Raw genomic sequence first — 16600 nt, forward strand, 5'->3', positions numbered from 1 at the left:
GCTCAAATCTCCACGGCTCGCCGCTCGCCACCGAACGGAATCGCTCGCTCAACCGCAACGCATGCTAACTTGCACATCAGTGCCGCCCGTCACCCACGCTCCGCAGGAGAACGCACCAATCCGCCGCCGCAAGCCGCGTCCCACCGGCCTCCGTCTCCTTCCGCTCGTCGCGGCCATCTATTTCATGGTCTCGGGCGGCCCCTACGGCCTCGAAGACATCATCGGCATGGCCGGCTTCGGCCGCGCTTTGCTTCTGCTCTGCCTGGTACCCATCCTCTGGAGCCTGCCCACCGCGCTCATGGTCGGCGAGCTCGCCTCCGCCATCCCCGACGAAGGCGGCTTCTACGTCTGGGCGCACCGCGCGCTCGGCCGCTTCTGGGGCTTCCAGGTCGCCTGGCTTTCGCTCGCCTCCAGCGTCTTTGACATGGCCATCTACCCCACCACGGTCTCGCTCTATCTGATGACCGTCTTCCCTGAGCTCAAGCACGGCCACTACGCGCTCTTTCTCAAACTCGCCATCGTCCTCATCGCCACGCTCTGGAACCTCCGCGGTGCTGTCTCCGTCGGCCACGGCTCGGTGCGCATGATGGCGATCTCGCTGGCTCCCTTCGCCGTCATGCTGCTCATTGCACTCTGGCGCATCGCCCACGGCGGCCTTCACCTCGCCCCAACCGGCCGCACGCTGACCTACGATCTCGGCGGCGCGCTCTCCGTCACCATGTGGAACTACATGGGATGGGACAACGCGTCCACCATCGCGCAGGAGGTCGAGAACCCGCAGCGCGACTACCCGCGCGCGATGCTCGTTTCGGCGCTCACCATCATGTGCGTGTACACGCTTCCGCTGCTCGCGGTCTGGGCGGTCGGCATTCCCGCCGCGCGTTTTTCTACCGGCGCCTGGGCAGACGCCGCCGGGCTGTTAGGCGGATCCATCCTCGCGATCGCCGTCGTTCTCGCCGGCTCGCTCGACGGCCTCGGCACCTTCAACGCCCTCACGCTGACGCTCACGCGCCTTCCCTACGCCATGGCCGAAGACCATCTCCTCCCACGCATCCTCACCCTCCGCACAAAGAAAGGCGTCCCCTGGGTCAGCGTACTCGCTTGCGGCACCTGCTGGGCGCTCGCGCTCTCGCTCACCTTCGAGCGCCTCATCTCCATCGACCTCGTCCTCTGGGGAGCCTCGCTCATCCTCGAGTTCCTCTCCCTCATCGTCCTACGCCGCACCGAGCCCGGCCTGAAACGCCCCTTCCGCATCCCCGGCAACCAGCTGGCGCTCATCCTCATCGGCTGCGGCCCCATGCTCCTGCTCACCTTCGCCCTCTTCAACGCCCGCACCGAAAAGCTCGCCGGCATGAACGCCCTGCTCCTCGCCACGATCATCGGCGCTGCCGGCCCGGTCGTCTACGCGCTCATGCGCCTTTCGTCCAAACAGAAAGGGATCAGCGGCAAGCGCTGATCCCTACTCTCTATCCTCTAATCTCTACCCTCTGTCGCTTCTACTTCTTCCCCGCGCCCACGGCCTCGAGCACCTTCTTGTCCTTCTTTTCCTTGGCATCAATAAACGCCTGCTCCGCCTGGCCGATGATCTCCCTCGCCCTGGCCGCATCGCGCCACCCCTTCACCTCAACGCGCTTACCTTCCAGGTCCTTATAGATCGAGAAGAAGTGCGTCATTTCCTTCAGCACATGCGGGTACACATCCGAATAGTTCCAAACATCCTTGTACCTGGGATTCGCCTGTCCCACGCACAGGATCTTCTCATCGGCCACGCCCTGGTCGGTCATCTCCAGCACGCCAATCGGCCGCACCGTCAGCACGCACCCTGGAAAGCTCGGCGTATCCACCAGCACCAAACAGTCCAGCGGGTCACCATCCGCCGCCAGCGTGCTCGGAATGAACCCGTAGTCGCCCGGATAATGCACCGGTGAGTACAAATTCCTGTCCAGCCGAAACACATGCAGCTGCTTGTCGTACTCGTACTTGTTGATTCCCTCCAGGGGAATCTCGATCACCGCATTCACCAGCTCCGGCGACTTCGGCCCCACCGGCAGTTCCAAATAGTTCGGCATAACCTGCGCTTCTCTCTCGCGAAACCTGCAACATTCGCATCAAAATTTTCGACTCTCTCGCCGCCCTGCCGGGCCCGTTCAGCAACACCCAAATCCGGCGAGAAGCCTTCTCCCAGTCTACCCGTCCGCGCATCGCCCTGTCTGCGCGTTATTCGCGCACCGCGCCGGTGCTAGCCTCAATATCGTGAGCCCTAACACCACCTCCCGCTTCATCCGCGCCTGCCTTCGCCAGCCCGTCGACCGCACGCCCGTCTGGTTTCTCCGCCAGGCCGGCCGGTACATGCCCGAGTACATGGCGGTCCGCAAGCACCACTCGCTCCTCGAAATCTGCCGCACCCCCTCCATCGCCGCGGAAGTCACCATCACCGCCGCCGAACGCCTCGGCGTCGACGCCGCCATCATCTTCGCCGACCTCCTGCTCCCCCTCACCCCCATGGGCCTCGACTTCGAGTTCGTGAACGGCGAAGGCCCCGTCATCCACCAGCCCCTCCGCACACTCGACCAGATTCGCGCCCTCCGCACCGACCGCACGCAAGAGCTCAGCTACGTCGCCGAAGCCATTACCCGCGTCGCCACTCACTTCAACAACAAGCGCCCTGCTTCTTCCGATCCGGCCGAGTCGATGGACACCCTCGGCATCATCGGCTTCTGCGGCGCGCCCTTCACCCTCGCCAGCTACATGATCGAAGGCGGCAGTTCCCGGAACTACATCGAGACCAAAAAACTCATGTACGCCTGCGGGACGGCCACAAATCCGGGTGCCCCACATCTCGATTCTGAGATGTGGGCTCGCGCTGGAGACGCGAGTTGGCCGCTCCTCATGGACAAGCTCCTCACCGTCCTCACCGATTTCGCCGCCCAACAAGTCGCCGCCGGCGCCGACGTCATCCAGGTCTTCGACTCCTGGGCCGGCGCGCTCTCCGTCCCCGACTACCGCGCCTACGCGCTCGCCCCCACCACCGAGCTCATCCGCCGCATCCAGGCCCTCGGCGTCCCCGTCATCTACTTCGGCGTCGACACCGCCAGCCTCCTCCCCACCTTCCGCGAGCTCGGCGCCGACGTCATCGGTCTCGACTGGCGCATCCCGCTCGACGCCGGCTGGCGCGCCCTCGGCCTCCGCCCCGACGGCACCGCACCCACCGCCGTCCAGGGCAACCTCGACCCCATCACCCTCTTCGCCCCCGACGCCATCCTCGAAGCCCGCGTCCTCGAAATCCTCTCTCTCGCCGCCGGCCGCCCCGGCCACATCTTCAACCTCGGCCACGGCATCGTCCCCAACACCCCCGTCGACTCCGTCCTCCGCGTCGTCGACCTCATCAAGCGCCACGGCCAACAATCCGGGTGCCCCACCCTCGACGCGCAAAGCGCAGCAGGGTGGGGTGTCGCGCGTTAAGACGCGCGAGTCGGCTCCCGCCCGACACGCGTGTTGTAATAGCTCCGATGAAAAAGAACATCTGGGAATTTGCGAGGAAAACGGACGGTAGTTACTCCATCTCTCATAACGGAGAGCTGCAATCCGATTCGATTCCCGAGAAGTGGTTCGCGGAACAAATTTGCGTACGCTACGGATTCTGCGGCAGGGAATATCAGGAAATACGCCAGCACTTAAATCAGTTCGACAAGTGCACAGTCGATTTGAGTTCGAGCAGCCCCACTCACTTGTCCATATTGTGAGCCACCAGCGACTGGGCCATCCGCGCCTAAGCCGGGTGCCCCATTCATGACGACAGTTTCACCGTCGTCATGAGTGGGGTTCCAACGCCCCCTCACACCCACACATCATTCTTCGCCGTCATCTCCCCACCCGCATCGCCCGTATTCACCACACCCTTCGGCTCAATCAGCATCAGCTTCACCTCAGCCGCCGCGAACGGCTTATGCTCCACGCCCTTCGGCACGACGAACATCTCGCCCGGCCCAATCGTCACCGCGCCATCCCCGCTATCAATTCGAAAATCAATCCGCAGCTCGCCCTCGACCACAAAGAACGTCTCGTCCGTCTCCGCATGGCTGTGCCAGACAAAATCCCCCTCCAGCTTCACCAGCTTGAACTGATAGTCATTCATCTCCGCAATCACCCGCGGCGACCACTGCTCCTCAAACTTCCCAAACTTCTCCCATAGGTTGATCGCTCGCATCCGACCGGCTCCTCACCCACAGCATAGGCCCCAACGCACCCCCGGCTACATTGCCGTGGCGCCCCTTTGCGCTCCTTCGCGCCCTTTGCGTCAAAGCTTTCCGCCTGCCCCTAAAATTCTCCCGAGCGCATTCCGGCCTCATTCGTCTGTCCTATAGAAACTAAGCGGAACTCCGGAAATCGAGCCCCACGTGATCGAGGAACTCAGTTTGGTCTTGCCATACTCCCGGCCCGCCGAGACAGACACCTCGCTCGCCGCGCTCGTCGAGACTTATTCCACGCTCCTCTTCCGCGTCGCCCACTCCATCCTCCGCAACCCCACCGAGGCCGAAGACATCGTGCAGGACGCCTTCGTCCGCGTCATGGAACACCGCCGCGCGCTCCCCGAAATCCGCGACCTCCGCGTCTGGCTCGTGCGCATCACCTGGAACCTCGCGCTCGACCGCCGCCGCCGCATCCGCCCCGATCAGCTCGACGACACCTTCGCGCTCTCACTCATCGGTCGCAACACGCCCGCCGACATCGCCCTCGACGAATCCCGCGAACTCGCCTGCGTCTTCCACGAGATCGACCGACTCCCGCGCGCCGAGCGCCAGGTCCTCCTGCTCTCCGCCATCGACGAGCTCGACACCCGCGAGCTCGCCCAAGTCCTCAACAAATCCGAATCCGCTATCCGCGCCCTCATCTTCCGAGCCCGCACCCGCCTTCGCCAACGGCTCCAGAAGAACGACGCCCGCCTCGAGAAGAATCAAGCCCGCCTCACGAAAGGAGGCCGCCCATGAACGCCAACTCGTCCCATGCCGCCTCTGACACAATCGACAGCCGCATCGACCGCGCCCTCACCGGTCTGCGCGACGCCCAACCGCGCTCGGGCCTTAACAGCCGCATTCTCGCCGGGCTCGAGCACCGCTCCGCCGCGCACGCCACGAACCCGGGCGGCCCGTCCTTTCACGACTTCATCGTGAAAGGGTGGGGTATCGTTTGCGGTAGCAAACGAGAAAGCACGTTTCGCCCCACCCACGTCGCCCTCTGGGCCGCAACCTCCGCGGCCATCCTCGCCGTCGCCTCGCTGCTCGCGCTCCATCATTCCCACCCGAACAAATCTGCCGTCATCCTGAGCGCAAATTCAAAGACCGTCATCCTGAGCGGAGCGCAACGCGCGCAGTCGAAGGCGGGGTTCCCAGCGAGCATTTTGTGCTCGATGGGGTGCAAGGACCCCGAGATCGCCAGCGTTACAACGAACACCAAACCCCTTTCCACCACGAACCTCGCGCAGACCGCCAGCACGTCTTCATCTCGACCTGGCCTTTCCAGCCGTCATCCTGAGCGAAGCGCAGCGGAGCGAAGGACCTCTGTATTTGGAAGCTGCCTAGACCACCACACCACCGGGTGCCCCATTCATGACGACGCAGTCGTCATGAGTGGGCCGACACAGGACCCCGACGCCCAGGCCCTCGCCGACCTCCACGCGCCCAGCCACCCCGCACCGCCACTCCCGCTCACTGCAGAGGAAAAGCTCTTCCTCCGCATGCTTCGCTACGGCAACGCCACGCAGCTCGCCGAGCTCAACCCCCTAGTCCGCGACAAAGAGGACGCCGACGAGACCGCCGCCTTCAAAGCCTTCTTCCCTGACCCTCCACCGCTCAAACAACCACTCGGAGACACCGAATGAATCGCACTCTCAAACTGCTCGCAGTCGGCCTTATCGCCCTCACCGTACCCGGCGCCGCGATCGCACAAAACAAACCCTCTGAAGCACAACCTGCTGAGCAAAAGCAGCCCGAAGCACGGCCGTCCCCGAGCGCCGTGCGCGATGCGGAGGCTTACGAGGCCAACCGTGTTATCAAAACCTACTACCTCACCAACGTCACCCAACAGAACGATGCGAACGAGATTCTCATCGCCCTGCGCAACGTGCTTTCACCCCGGGCCAAGATCTTTCTTGTCGCCTCGCAGAACGCGATCGTACTCGACGCTACCCCAGAAGATCAGGCAACCAGCCAGAAGGTCATCACCGCTCTAGACCGCCCGCACAAGGCTTACCGCCTCACCTTCACCCTTGCCGAGTCTGACGCTGGCAAACGGATCGGCGTTCAGCATTTCGCCATGGTCGTCACCTCAGGACAGCGCACCGTCGTCAAGCAGGGCTCCAAAATTCCCGTCATCACCGGAACCTACAAAGCGGGCACCGAATCGCCTGAGACCCAGTTCCAGTACCTCGATATCGGCATGAATTTCGACGCGACGCTGGAAGACTCTCCCAGCGGCCTGCGCCTCAAGACCAAGGTAGAGCAGTCCGCCGTTGGTAGCCCAAGCGAGTACACCAACGGCTCCGGTCCCCTCGCGCAGGAACCCATCATCCACCAAACTTCCTTGGAAGGCTCTTCGATCATTAGCCTCGGCAAACCCCTCACCCTCGGCTCCGTCGACGTCGCGGGCAGCACCCGCCACATCGACATCGAAGTCGTCGCCGAACCAATCTCCTGACGACCCCACTTGACAACGCACCCCTTCAGAAAGCCCCCTGCCCATGGGGGCTTTCCCTTCCCAAAACGGGAAGGTCCACCCCTAAATTCTCTCGATTGAAGATTTTGCGCAAAAAACAGGGGGAGGGGGGTACCCACCCCGTACCATAGAAAGACGCATGAGCCGCACCGCCATCCTCCTCCTCGCGCACGGCACCCCCAACCGCCTCAGCGAGATGTCCGACTACCTCCAGCATGTCACCGGCGGCCGCCCCATGCCCCCGCACATCATCTCCGAGCTCCAGCACCGCTACGCCGAGATCGGCCTCCGTGAAGACCCACTCCCCGCCGGCCCTCCCCTCACCCGCTGGACCCTCCGACAGGCCGAACTCCTCGAAAAACAGATCGGCTGCAAGGTCTACGTCGGCATGCGCAACTGGCACCCCTTCATCGCCGACACCGTCGCGCAGATGCGTTCCGACGGCGTCACCCACGCCCGCGTCCTCTGCCTCGCCCCCCAAAACTCACGCACCTCGACAGGTCTCTATAAACGCGCCCTCGACGCAGCCGTCGCCGGCGCATTCACCTACGACTTCATCGCCGGCTGGGCCGACGAACCCCTCCTCGCCCAGGCCTTCGCCGAACGCCTGCAACCCGTCCTCGCCGAAGCCCACGCGCCCGTCCTCTTCACCGCGCACTCCGTCCCCTGCCGCACCATCCGCGCGACTACAGCGGAGGAAGCGGCGAACGCCGGCCCGGTGCCCGCCGAAGGCATCCAGAGCTATGGCGCCGCGACCGAGGGTGACCCGTATCCAATCGAGTGCAAGCAGACCGCGGCGAGCGTTGCAAAGCTTGTTGGATTACAGGACCATGAGTGGTACTTCGCGTTTCAATCGCAAGGCGTGGCTGGAGCTCCGTGGATCGGGCCGACAGTAGAAGACACGCTGAAGGCGCTTGCGGAAGAAGGACACAAAGCCGTCGTGATTCAGCCGATCGGATTTCTGTGCGATCACGTCGAGATCCTCTACGACATCGACATCAACTTCCGCGAGGTTGCGAGCGCACTCGGCATGAAGCTGTATCGCCCTGAAAGCCTCAACGATTCGCAGACACTGATCCGCGCGCTGGCGCACGTGCTGGCATGAAGCGCATCGCCATCATCGGCGGAGGAATCAGCGGACTGACTGCCGCCTATGAGCTCGAACTCGCACGCAAGCGCGGCTCAGCGATCGACTGGCACCTGTACGAAGCAAGCGATCGTCTCGGCGGCATCATCGAAACCACGCGCATCACCACGCCCGAAGTCGAGTTTGGCGAATGGATCTTGGAAGGCGGACCCGACGGCTGGGTGAGCGAAAAACCCTGGGCCCGCGAACTTGCCATCGAACTTGGACTTGAATCGGACCTGATTTATTCGAACGACGCAACGCGAAAAACGTACATCCTGATCGACGGCAAACTGCAGCCCATCCCTGACCGCATGCGCATGATGGTCCCTGAAGACCTCAGCGCTCTTGAAGCGTCACCACTGTTCTCCGAGTGCGCGAAGAAGGCTTATGCGGATGAGTTCACTCGCGCGGATGAGCTCAAAGCGTCTGCGCCGAATCACGATGAGTCTGTTGCAGACTTCGTTCGGCGTCACTTCGGCGAGGAGGTGCTGAGCACGCTCGCGGCACCGTTGCTCAGCGGAGTCTTCGGCGGCGATGTGCATAAGCTCTCTGTACGTGCCGTGATGCCGCAGTTCGTGGCGATGGACCGCGAGCACGGATCGCTGATCGCCGGATTGCATGCGCGCGCGCGTCAGCGTCTTCGTGCGCCGCAGCCGATCTTCACCAGTCTGCGCAGAGGGGTCGGATCACTGACTGAAACGCTCGTGACGCAGCTTTCTCGCGCGCGCATTCACCTGGAGTCGAAGGTCAGCGCGCTCGCGGATATTGAATTCGATGAGGTGATCCTTTCGACCTCGACGGATAGCACGCGCCGTCTGCTTGAATCGGTGAGCACTGAAGCTGCAGCGCTGCTGCCGAGTGATGCGAGTTCCGCTGTACTCGCGGCGTTTGCATGGCCTGAGGAGGTTGCGCGCAGCTTCGCGATTCCGTCGGGATTCGGCTTTCTTGTGCCTGATGGATCGGCCGGCGAGGAGCAGCTTCTGGCGTGCACGTTCGTGGATCAGAAGTTTCCGCATCGGGCGCCGGAGGGAGCGCGTGTGATGCGGGCGTTCTTTGGAGGCAGGAGCGCGGAGGCTCTGGCATCACGGACAGATGAGGTGATTGCAGTTTGTGCGCTGGAGCAGTTGCGGGAGATTCTGGGACCGATTCCGGAGCCGGCGGTACAGGTGGTTCGGCGATTGCCGCGAAGCCTGCCGCAGTATGAGGTTGGACATCTGGAGCGGATTGCAAAGCTGGAAGAGCTGGTTGCGCAGGTTCCAGGGCTACACCTGCTTGGGAATAGCTATCGCGGCGTTGGGATTCCGGATTTGATTCGGGACGCTCGCGCTACAGCGCGGAAGATCGTCGCGGCGGTCGGCTAACCGCTAGGCGGCGATTGCGAGGCGTTCGCGTTCTTTGTGCTGGGCTGCGCGTTTGCGCTTCCACCAGTTGCCGATCATGATCTGGAACGGATGCTCGACCCATTTGCGCGCCGCCATTGCGACCAGAACGATGAACACGTAGCTGATCCATGGGTCGATCCACGCAACGTGCAGGCGCGAGGGCAGATTATGTTCATGGATGAGTTGGAACAGATTGAAGTGCAGCAGGTAGAGGCAGTACGTTGATGTGCCGATGGCGACAAGCGGACGCCACGAGAAGATTGTTGCCAGCGGGCTTGGGCCGGCAAGGCCGAGGATGATCATGCCGAAGACCGGCGTGAGCAGGCCGCCGTGCACCAGGAGGTATGGCATCTGGTTGGCGAGGTGATAGCAGCAGAACCATGCGATCGCGAAGCCGACGAGGCCGACGATCATGCGCCCGCGAACTGCAAGCTTCGCCTGCTGATGAATCCTCCCGATGGTGATGCCGCAGAGGAAGGTGCAGAGATATGGAAGCGGCGTGTACTTCAGAAACTCGATATAGACGCCGGTGCTATAGCGATCGGGCGCGTGAGCGAGGTGATCGGGGTTGGTCAGGAGATAGATGGCGTGCGGCACCATGCCGAGCAGCCAGAAACCTAAGCCCATGGCGATGAGCTTGAACACATTCCTTGGCAGACGCACCTTCACGAGCCATGGGAAAAGCAGATAGAGCGCGACCTCGCAGGAGAGCGTCCAGCTTACGGTGTTCCAGAAGGTGGCGAGGCGCGGGAAAAATCCCTGGATGAGCAGCGGAGTAGTGATGACACCGACGACGAATTGCGAGTGGGAGCGCGAGTGCCACTCGACGGCGAGCATCGGAATGGAAACGAGCATCGTCAGCAGGTAAATCGGATAGAGACGGCTGGCGCGCGCTACCCAGAAATCAATTGCGTTCACGCCGCCCGGCCGCTCTGCGTAGTTGTAATAAAGAATGAAGCCGGAGATGACGAAGAAGAAGCTGACGAAGACGTAGCCAATGTTGATGATGGGGTAAAGCGTGAAGCGCGGATGCGCAGCCCAGGTGAGGCCGTTGGGCGTGAAGTGGAAGAGCATGATGGTAAGCGCCAGCAGCGAGCGAATGCCGGTGAGCGCCGGCAGCGCCGGCTTTCGCATGTAGGCCGGTGCGCCTGGCTTCACCTTCGGGTGCAGCGCGGTCACCGGCTGCAGTTTGCCCGCGGGCTCACCGGTGGAGGTCGGCGCTTTCTCTTCCAGCACATGCATCAAACGGCTTTCCAATCCCTCAGGGTTAGGACGCTTGTTCGAGCATCCGAGTCGCAGCGCGGAAGCCATTTTTCACGGCGATTTCGCGCGGCATGTTGGGTTAAGACGGGCCCAGCGGACGACCAGACTACCGCACGTCGACGTGCGCAAATCCAAGCCCCTGCAGCAGCGCAATCACCGCGACACGAGCATTTTTGCTGGCGGCGTCGAGGATTCCATCGCTGAGCGCGGCCTGTTGAAGCTCAGCCTGTGCCTTAGCGCGGGTTGCTGATTCGAGGTTGGGATCGGCGCTTACAAAAAGGCCTGTGTTGCGCGCGTAGACGCGGCTCTTCGCTTCGTCGACGGTGGTTTGAAACACCTGGCTTGCAGGCAGCGTGAGTTGAATATTGCGTCCGTTCGGTGTCTCGGTAATCTGGACGCTCTCGGGCTTCAACTGGCTCAGGTCAACGCCGGCGACCGTGCTGCCGTGCACGATCATCAAGAGCTTGTCGCCGGCGAGTGCGTCAGGAAGTACAGGGCTCGATTCATCGCCCTCAACGATGGTGTCGAGCGAGTACTTGACGGTTTCGAGCCGGTTCAACTGCTGGATCTTTTCGACCACATCCGGCGCGCTGACCACGGTGAGCGATCGGCCCGCGATGGCGGACGCGAGGCGTCCGGGCCATCCGCTGCGGGCGCGATGCACGAAGACCGCCAGCAGTGTCCCGCCGATCACCAGGCTGAGAATGCTGACGTAGAGGAGACCTGATCCGGGCCGGCGGCCGTAGCCGTATTCGTACTGTGAGGTCACGCTTCAACCTCGGCTCGGACCATGCGCTCGGCGCCGCGAAGACCGCGGTTCGCGTAGCTGGCCTTCACGAACGCGTGGAAGATCGGATGCGGCTCGAGCGGCTTGGATTTGAACTCGGGGTGGAACTGGCAGCCTAGGAAGAACGGATGGTCGGGGATTTCGACGATCTCGACGTAAGTCGCGTCGGGCGTGGTGCCGGTGAGGCGAAGGCCCGCGCCGGTGAGGATGGGTTCGTACTCGCGGTTGAACTCGTAACGGTGGCGATGGCGTTCGCTGATCTCTGTAGTCCCGTATGCCTTCGCGGCGAGTGAGCCGGGCTCGAGGATGCAGGTCCACGCGCCGAGGCGCATGGTGCCGCCCATCTCTTCTACGCCGATGAGCTCGCGGAGCTTGTAGATGATGCGGTGCGGCGTCGCTGGGTCGAACTCACCGGAGTTGGCTTTCGAGAGGCCGCAGACGTTGCGCGCGTACTCGATGCAGGCGGTCTGCATGCCGAGGCAGATGCCGAAGTACGGGACCTTGTTCTCGCGCGCGTAGCGGATGGCGTTCAGCATGCCTTCGATGCCGCGCTTGCCGAAGCCGCCGGGAACCAGGATGCCGTCGAAGCCTTCGAGTTGTGACTCGTAGTTGTCTCCCTCGAGGCCTTCGGCTTCGATCCACGTGACGCGGAGCTTGAGGTTCTCGGCGAGCGCACCGTGGACGAGGGCTTCTTTGAGCGATTTGTAGCTGTCCTCATACTCGACATACTTGCCGACAATGCCGATGGAGACTTCGTCGGCTGGGTTGTAGGCGCGGTGAACTAGGTCCTTCCACTTTGTGAGGTCGGCGTCTTTCGCATCGATGCGGAGGTACTTGAGCGCGAGCGCGTCGACGCCTTCCACGGCGAAGTTGAGCGGGACCTCGTAGATGCTGGGGACATCACGGGCGACGACGACGGCGGCCTCTTCAACGTTGCAGAAGGCGGCGATCTTCGAACGCATCTCGCGCGGGACGGCGCGATCGGCGCGGCAGAGGAGGATGTCCGGCTGGATTCCGATGGATAGCATCTCCTTGACGGAGTGCTGCGTGGGTTTGGTCTTCAGCTCCTGCGCGGCGGCGATCCAGGGGATGAGTGTGACGTGGACGAAGCAGGTGTTGTCGCGGCCCATCTCCTGGCGCATCTGGCGGATGGCTTCGAGGAATGGGAGCGATTCGATGTCGCCGACGGTGCCGCCGATCTCGACGATGGCGACGTCGCAGTCGGCGCCGATCTTGCGCGCGGCGGCCTTAATCTCGTTGGTGACGTGCGGGATGACCTGGACGGTCTTGCCGAGGTAGTCGCCGCGGCGCTCCTTGGTGATGATCTGCTCGTAGATGCGGCCAGTGGTGAGGTTGTTGTCGCGCGAGAGCTTGGCGTGGGTGAAGCGCTCGTAGTGGCCGAGGTCGAGGTCGGTCTCGGCGCCGTCGTCGGTAACGAAGACTTCGCCGTGCTGGAAGGGCGACATGGTGCCTGGGTCGACGTTGAGGTAGGGGTCGAACTTCATCAGGTTGACGCGCAGGCCGCGCGCCTCGAGAAGGCAGCCAATGGAAGCAGCGGCCAGGCCTTTGCCCAGCGAAGACACAACACCGCCCGTCACAAAGATGTACTTTGCTGACACGATAGCGACCCCTTGAGTTGTGAGTTTCGGATGTGCCTGGTGTGCACAATCAAGTATACCGCAGCCGGGGGATCGGACTTGCGGTAAGGTTTTGAGGAGAGCTGAGGAAGGCTAACGGGCCCTGTGAATTTGCTGGAGACGCTGAGCAATCGGTTGCTGGCTGTTGAGCGGCGGAGCTATCTTGCGTTGCGAAGGCTGGCGGACAGGCGTGCGGCTGCGCGGGCGCGAGGACTTGGCGAGAGTTCGAAACCGGAACATCTGCTGACCGGGGAACTCGGCGAGGACCTGGCGTTCTTTCACCTGCGGTCGCGGGGGTACACGATTGTGGCGCGGAGGTGGGTCGCGACGCGGGTGAAGGGCGATCTGGACCTGGTGGGATGGGATGGCCACACCCTGGTCGTGTTTGAGGTGAAGACCCGTACGGCGCGCGATCTGTTCCCGGCGGAGGTTGCGGTGAACGCCCCGAAGCAGAAGCAGTTGCGCAGAGTGACGGCGGCGTGGGTGGGTCAGCTTCCGGAGCGGCTTCGCGGGCGCGTCCCGGTAAGGTTCGACGTGGTCTCTGTGTACCTGGTGACCGATGAGCCGGAGTTCGAGCACATCAGGGACGCGTTTCCTTACCGGGAATCGTGGTAAGGCGAACCACGGTGCGGACGGCGGTGTCTATAGTAGAGAGGTGATTTAAAGAGGCGACGAAGGAGCCGTCTGCACGATGAGCCTGATGGATGCGCCCGAGTACGACGCGCGCGGTGAACGCCGCAAAGTCGACATTCTCATTGGAACAGGGGTCGCTGTTCTGTTGCTCGTGATCCTGACATTTGCCGGCTACATCATGGGGCACGGGTGGCTGTTCACGAATCTTGGCGCCGAGCACCGGGTGAACAGCTTCTTCAACGCGCTCGAGTCGCAGGACTACGCGAAGGCATACGACATCTACGAGAACGGGCACCCGGATTCCGGCTATCCGCTGGCCCGCTTTACCCAGGACTGGACCACGTACTCGCCGGTGCACGCGCCGATCACGTCACATCACGTCGACATCTCGAAGACAGATGGTACGGGCGCGTTTGGCACCGGCATCATTGTTGCGGTGCGCGTGAATCTGCAGGATGGGATTGTGCCTGCGGGTCCGGGTGAGCCGCCGAACACCAAACCGGGACACAAGGTCTTCATGTATGTGAGCCGGGCTGACGGCACGATGACCTGGCCTGCTCCGCACATCCTCGAGTACTAAGCGCGCGGAGGCTCGGGCACAACAACAATTGAGGGGCCGCTCGGCACGGTGAGGCTGAGGATCGTCATCATGGAAGCGGCCGCAAGCGGAACGCACAGGCCGGCCGAGAGTGAGTGCACCCAGCCCGACATCGCTCCGGTGAGCAGCGGCAGTGCCGACGAGCCGCACCCTGCGAGAACAAATACGCCGCGCGTCTCGCGGTGCCGCAGAACAATCGCCAGCAGGAGCGGATAGATTGGGCCAGCTCCAAAGCCAACGAGAAAGGCCGCGAAGACGCTGATGGCGGGCCCCGGCCAGGCGACCAGAATCGTGAGGCCGGCGGCCGCGAAGCCTGCGCTGAGCGCCAGCACCGCGCGTTCGCTGATGCGGGTCAAGACGCGCAGCGAGTGCACGAGACGGCTGCCAAGCAAGCCAGCCCAGAACGCAGTCGCCGCACCAATCGTAATCCTCGCTGTTTCGCCGAGCCGTTGTGCATACGCTGCGAGCCAACCTCCAGTCGAGCTCTCCACGCCAGTCGCGCAGAAAACCAGGATGAGTAAAGCAAACGGGACCTGTGCGAGCGGCCAGCGGTGGGATGGACCTGCAGCAGCGGCGCCTGTGGCTGCATCCGGTGCAGCAAGATTACGACGCTCGTGCGCGAGCCAGACCCAGAGTGCGAACACGGCGAAAAAGGCCGCGAGGCCGAGGAGAACATGCAGCGGTCGTGCACCAAAATTGCCAGTGCGCAGCGACTGGCCTCCGAGAGCGAGCCACGGACCGGCGCAGGCGCCGGCAGCCCAGAGGAGATTCAGCCGCATCATCTCGATGCGACGTTCCGCGGGAAATTCGCGCGAGATAAGCAGGCTGGTTGAGGTCATCGCGATACCGAGGCCGAGGCCGTAGACGATTATGGCTGCAAAGCCCCAGCCGAGGTTGGCGAATCCGAGCCAGGCGGCTCCGATGGCCGTCAGCAGCGCGCCGCGTGCGATGGAGCGGTTCATTCGACCGCGGGAGACGAGCGCTCCTGCCGTGGTCGCGAGAAAAAAACAGAAGAGCAGCAGGCCGCCACGCGCGTCGCCGAGGCTCCAGCGCCGCAGCAACAACGGCAGCAGAGCTCCCGGCAGCGCCAGGCTTACTCCTGTTGCGGAGAACCCAAGATACAGACCAATCCTCAAACTGATCCTCGCAGCGCGCGGCAGGGTGATATTTCCTGTCATGCTACGTGTTTCAGAGGGATGACGGCGCTGGAGTGGCGTGCGGGCGCGCATCGGGAGTTACGGTAGGTTCCCCAAGGCGTTGCTGCCGAGAGCCGCGCACAGGGATTTGAGGAAAGGACGCTGGGCCGCGAGGATCGCGCGGTGAGCGTCATCGATGGAGAACCATCCGCCGCGATCGACCTCGGGAACTTCAATCATGCGCTTGGAACGCGGCGGCCACTCGACCTCGCACGTGATGCTGCGCAGATCGTCCGGATTGCAGTCCCCCTCAAACGCCCACGCTTCGACAAGCTTTCCACTCAACTGACGAATCTTCCCGAGTGGAATGAACTCACCATTGGGAATGAAGCTCGTCTCTTCCTGAAACTCACGCTTGGCGGCATCCAGCGGCTGTTCGTCATCGAAGAACTGCCCTTTGGGGATCGTCCAAGCGCCGTCGTCTTTCTTTTCCCAGAAGGGTCCGCCAGGATGGACGAGGAACACCTCGATGCTATGGTTGCGAATCCTGTACATCAGTAAACCCGCACTGCGTTTTGGCATCTGCCGTAAAGCTCCCGAATCTATAGCAGCCGGGGAACGAGCTCCGTGGCCGTTCCTAACAGAATCTCATCAAAGGCGTCCGCGTTCTGCGGCTCTTCCGGACCGATGTACATCGTCTTGATACCGCGCTGATTCGCGACGTGCACGAAACCAGCGGCCGGATATACCGAGCCCGAAGTCCCGATGACGAGGAGAACGGTCGCGCGATCCAGCTCTCGATAGATCTGGTTCATATCGAGCGGCATCTCTCCGAACCACACAATGTGCGGACGCACGGGCGCACTGCAGATCTTGCACTCCGGAAGCGCGTCGGAAGACTCATAGAAGTTCTTGTCAGAGAATGGCTGATCACAGCGGACGCAGCGGGATTCGAACAGCGTGCCGTGCATGTGATGAATGCGGCGTGAGCCACCGCGCTCGTGCAGGTCATCGACGTTCTGTGTGCAGAGGTAAAAACGGTCACCCATCTGCTCTTCAAGGGCCGCGAGTGCGCGGTGAGCAGTGTTGGGCTCGGCGGCCATCGCATCGCGGCGGCGCATGGAGTAGAACCGCCAGACGAGCTCGCGATTCGCCTGCCAGGCTTCGGGCGTAGCGACCTCCTCAACCCGGTAGCCGTTCCACAATCCTCCCGACCCGCGGAAGGTGGCGAGGCCGCTCTCCGCGGAAATACCGGCGCCGGTTAGAACAAAGAGCCGGTCCTGCGGGCCGAAGCGCATATGCGATTATGACTGCTCGATGCACA

Annotated in this window: 17 protein-coding genes; 9 read left to right on the forward strand and 8 right to left on the reverse strand. The window is 62.7% G+C overall.

Features of this window, described 5'->3' with window-relative positions:
* Positions 1-79: 79 nt before the first annotated feature.
* Entirely contained in the window at positions 80-1456 is a 1377-nt protein-coding gene (locus VGU25_00850) for an APC family permease (GenBank protein HEV2575730.1), read from the forward strand.
* Between the two features lie 40 nt (positions 1457-1496).
* On the opposite strand, the gene VGU25_00855 is transcribed toward VGU25_00850, so the two are convergent.
* Complete coding sequence (locus VGU25_00855) at positions 1497-2069, reverse strand: inorganic diphosphatase (GenBank protein HEV2575731.1); 573 nt, start codon at positions 2067-2069, stop codon at positions 1497-1499.
* Between the two features lie 181 nt (positions 2070-2250).
* On the opposite strand from VGU25_00855, the gene VGU25_00860 reads away from it, so the two are divergent.
* Positions 2251-3462, forward strand: a complete 1212-nt coding sequence (locus VGU25_00860) for a uroporphyrinogen decarboxylase (protein HEV2575732.1) — start codon at positions 2251-2253, stop codon at positions 3460-3462.
* Positions 3463-3835: 373 nt separating this feature from the next.
* Here VGU25_00860 and VGU25_00865 read toward each other — a convergent pair whose 3' ends face one another.
* Positions 3836-4207 carry a cupin domain-containing protein gene (locus VGU25_00865; protein HEV2575733.1) on the reverse strand — a complete coding sequence of 124 codons (372 nt, stop codon included), beginning with the start codon at positions 4205-4207 and terminating at the stop codon, positions 3836-3838.
* 214 nt (positions 4208-4421) lie between these two features.
* Here VGU25_00865 and VGU25_00870 point away from each other — a divergent pair, with 214 nt between their 5' ends.
* From VGU25_00870 to hemG, 5 genes are all read left to right on the forward strand, one after another.
* Complete coding sequence (locus VGU25_00870; protein ID HEV2575734.1) at positions 4422-4988, forward strand: sigma-70 family RNA polymerase sigma factor; 567 nt, start codon at positions 4422-4424, stop codon at positions 4986-4988.
* Entirely contained in the window at positions 4985-5878 is an 894-nt protein-coding gene (locus VGU25_00875; protein HEV2575735.1) for a hypothetical protein, read from the forward strand. The genes VGU25_00870 and VGU25_00875 overlap by 4 nt, the downstream gene beginning before the upstream one ends.
* Positions 5875-6693 (forward strand): hypothetical protein, encoded by an 819-nt coding sequence (locus VGU25_00880; protein HEV2575736.1) that lies wholly within the window; start codon positions 5875-5877, stop codon positions 6691-6693. Before VGU25_00875 ends, VGU25_00880 begins: the two co-directional genes overlap by 4 nt.
* A 157-nt stretch (positions 6694-6850) precedes the next feature.
* Positions 6851-7816: a ferrochelatase gene (locus tag VGU25_00885; GenBank protein HEV2575737.1), complete on the forward strand. Its 966-nt coding sequence runs from the start codon at positions 6851-6853 to the stop codon at positions 7814-7816.
* Positions 7813-9201 (forward strand): protoporphyrinogen oxidase, encoded by a 1389-nt coding sequence (hemG, locus tag VGU25_00890; protein ID HEV2575738.1) that lies wholly within the window; start codon positions 7813-7815, stop codon positions 9199-9201. Before VGU25_00885 ends, hemG begins: the two co-directional genes overlap by 4 nt.
* A 3-nt stretch (positions 9202-9204) precedes the next feature.
* Here the strand turns inward: hemG and VGU25_00895 are convergent, their stop codons facing one another.
* The 3 genes from VGU25_00895 to VGU25_00905 form a co-directional block, all read right to left on the reverse strand.
* Positions 9205-10464, reverse strand: a complete 1260-nt coding sequence (locus VGU25_00895; GenBank protein HEV2575739.1) for an acyltransferase — start codon at positions 10462-10464, stop codon at positions 9205-9207.
* A gap of 127 nt (positions 10465-10591) precedes the next feature.
* The gene (locus VGU25_00900; GenBank protein ID HEV2575740.1) at positions 10592-11254 is read right to left on the reverse strand and encodes a DUF4230 domain-containing protein; all 663 of its coding nucleotides are present in this window, start codon (positions 11252-11254) and stop codon (positions 10592-10594) included.
* A complete protein-coding gene (locus tag VGU25_00905) occupies positions 11251-12891 on the reverse strand; it encodes a CTP synthase (GenBank protein ID HEV2575741.1) in 1641 nt (546 codons plus the stop codon). Before VGU25_00905 ends, VGU25_00900 begins: the two co-directional genes overlap by 4 nt.
* A gap of 123 nt (positions 12892-13014) precedes the next feature.
* Between VGU25_00905 and VGU25_00910 the strand changes: the two genes are divergently transcribed.
* Together VGU25_00910 and VGU25_00915 are read left to right on the forward strand one after the other, a co-directional pair.
* On the forward strand, positions 13015-13524 hold the full coding sequence (locus tag VGU25_00910) for a YraN family protein (GenBank protein ID HEV2575742.1): 510 nt from the start codon (positions 13015-13017) through the stop codon (positions 13522-13524).
* Between the two features lie 76 nt (positions 13525-13600).
* Positions 13601-14122 carry a hypothetical protein gene (locus VGU25_00915; GenBank protein ID HEV2575743.1) on the forward strand — a complete coding sequence of 174 codons (522 nt, stop codon included), beginning with the start codon at positions 13601-13603 and terminating at the stop codon, positions 14120-14122.
* Here VGU25_00915 and VGU25_00920 read toward each other — a convergent pair.
* Genes VGU25_00920 through VGU25_00930 form a run of 3 tightly spaced genes read right to left on the reverse strand, consistent with a single transcriptional unit; the run spans position 14119 to position 16574 of the window.
* Positions 14119-15318 carry an MFS transporter gene (locus tag VGU25_00920; protein ID HEV2575744.1) on the reverse strand — a complete coding sequence of 400 codons (1200 nt, stop codon included), beginning with the start codon at positions 15316-15318 and terminating at the stop codon, positions 14119-14121. The genes VGU25_00915 and VGU25_00920 overlap by 4 nt on opposite strands.
* Before the next feature lie 57 nt (positions 15319-15375).
* Positions 15376-15858, reverse strand: a complete 483-nt coding sequence (locus VGU25_00925) for an NUDIX domain-containing protein (GenBank protein HEV2575745.1) — start codon at positions 15856-15858, stop codon at positions 15376-15378.
* A 20-nt stretch (positions 15859-15878) separates the two neighbouring features.
* A complete protein-coding gene (locus VGU25_00930) occupies positions 15879-16574 on the reverse strand; it encodes an NAD-dependent deacylase (GenBank protein ID HEV2575746.1) in 696 nt (231 codons plus the stop codon).
* Positions 16575-16600 lie beyond the last annotated feature (26 nt).

It is taken from the genome of Acidobacteriaceae bacterium (genome assembly GCA_035944135.1).
Classification (GTDB): Bacteria; Acidobacteriota; Terriglobia; order Terriglobales; family Acidobacteriaceae; genus Granulicella.

Bases quoted from the DNA above. Each gene is read 5' to 3' on its own strand.
- VGU25_00915 (HEV2575743.1), top strand. From the start codon at position 13,601: ATGAGCCTGATGGATGCGCCCGAGTACGACGCGCGCGGTGAACGCCGC.
- VGU25_00925 (HEV2575745.1), bottom strand. From the start codon at position 15,858: ATGCCAAAACGCAGTGCGGGTTTACTGATGTACAGGATTCGCAACCAT.
- VGU25_00855 (HEV2575731.1), bottom strand. From the start codon at position 2,069: ATGCCGAACTATTTGGAACTGCCGGTGGGGCCGAAGTCGCCGGAGCTG.
- VGU25_00880 (HEV2575736.1), top strand. From the start codon at position 5,875: ATGAATCGCACTCTCAAACTGCTCGCAGTCGGCCTTATCGCCCTCACC.
- VGU25_00920 (HEV2575744.1), bottom strand. From the start codon at position 15,318: ATGACAGGAAATATCACCCTGCCGCGCGCTGCGAGGATCAGTTTGAGG.
- VGU25_00875 (HEV2575735.1), top strand. From the start codon at position 4,985: ATGAACGCCAACTCGTCCCATGCCGCCTCTGACACAATCGACAGCCGC.
- VGU25_00930 (HEV2575746.1), bottom strand. From the start codon at position 16,574: ATGCGCTTCGGCCCGCAGGACCGGCTCTTTGTTCTAACCGGCGCCGGT.
- VGU25_00865 (HEV2575733.1), bottom strand. From the start codon at position 4,207: ATGCGAGCGATCAACCTATGGGAGAAGTTTGGGAAGTTTGAGGAGCAG.
- hemG (HEV2575738.1), top strand. From the start codon at position 7,813: ATGAAGCGCATCGCCATCATCGGCGGAGGAATCAGCGGACTGACTGCC.
- VGU25_00885 (HEV2575737.1), top strand. From the start codon at position 6,851: ATGAGCCGCACCGCCATCCTCCTCCTCGCGCACGGCACCCCCAACCGC.
- VGU25_00895 (HEV2575739.1), bottom strand. From the start codon at position 10,464: ATGCATGTGCTGGAAGAGAAAGCGCCGACCTCCACCGGTGAGCCCGCG.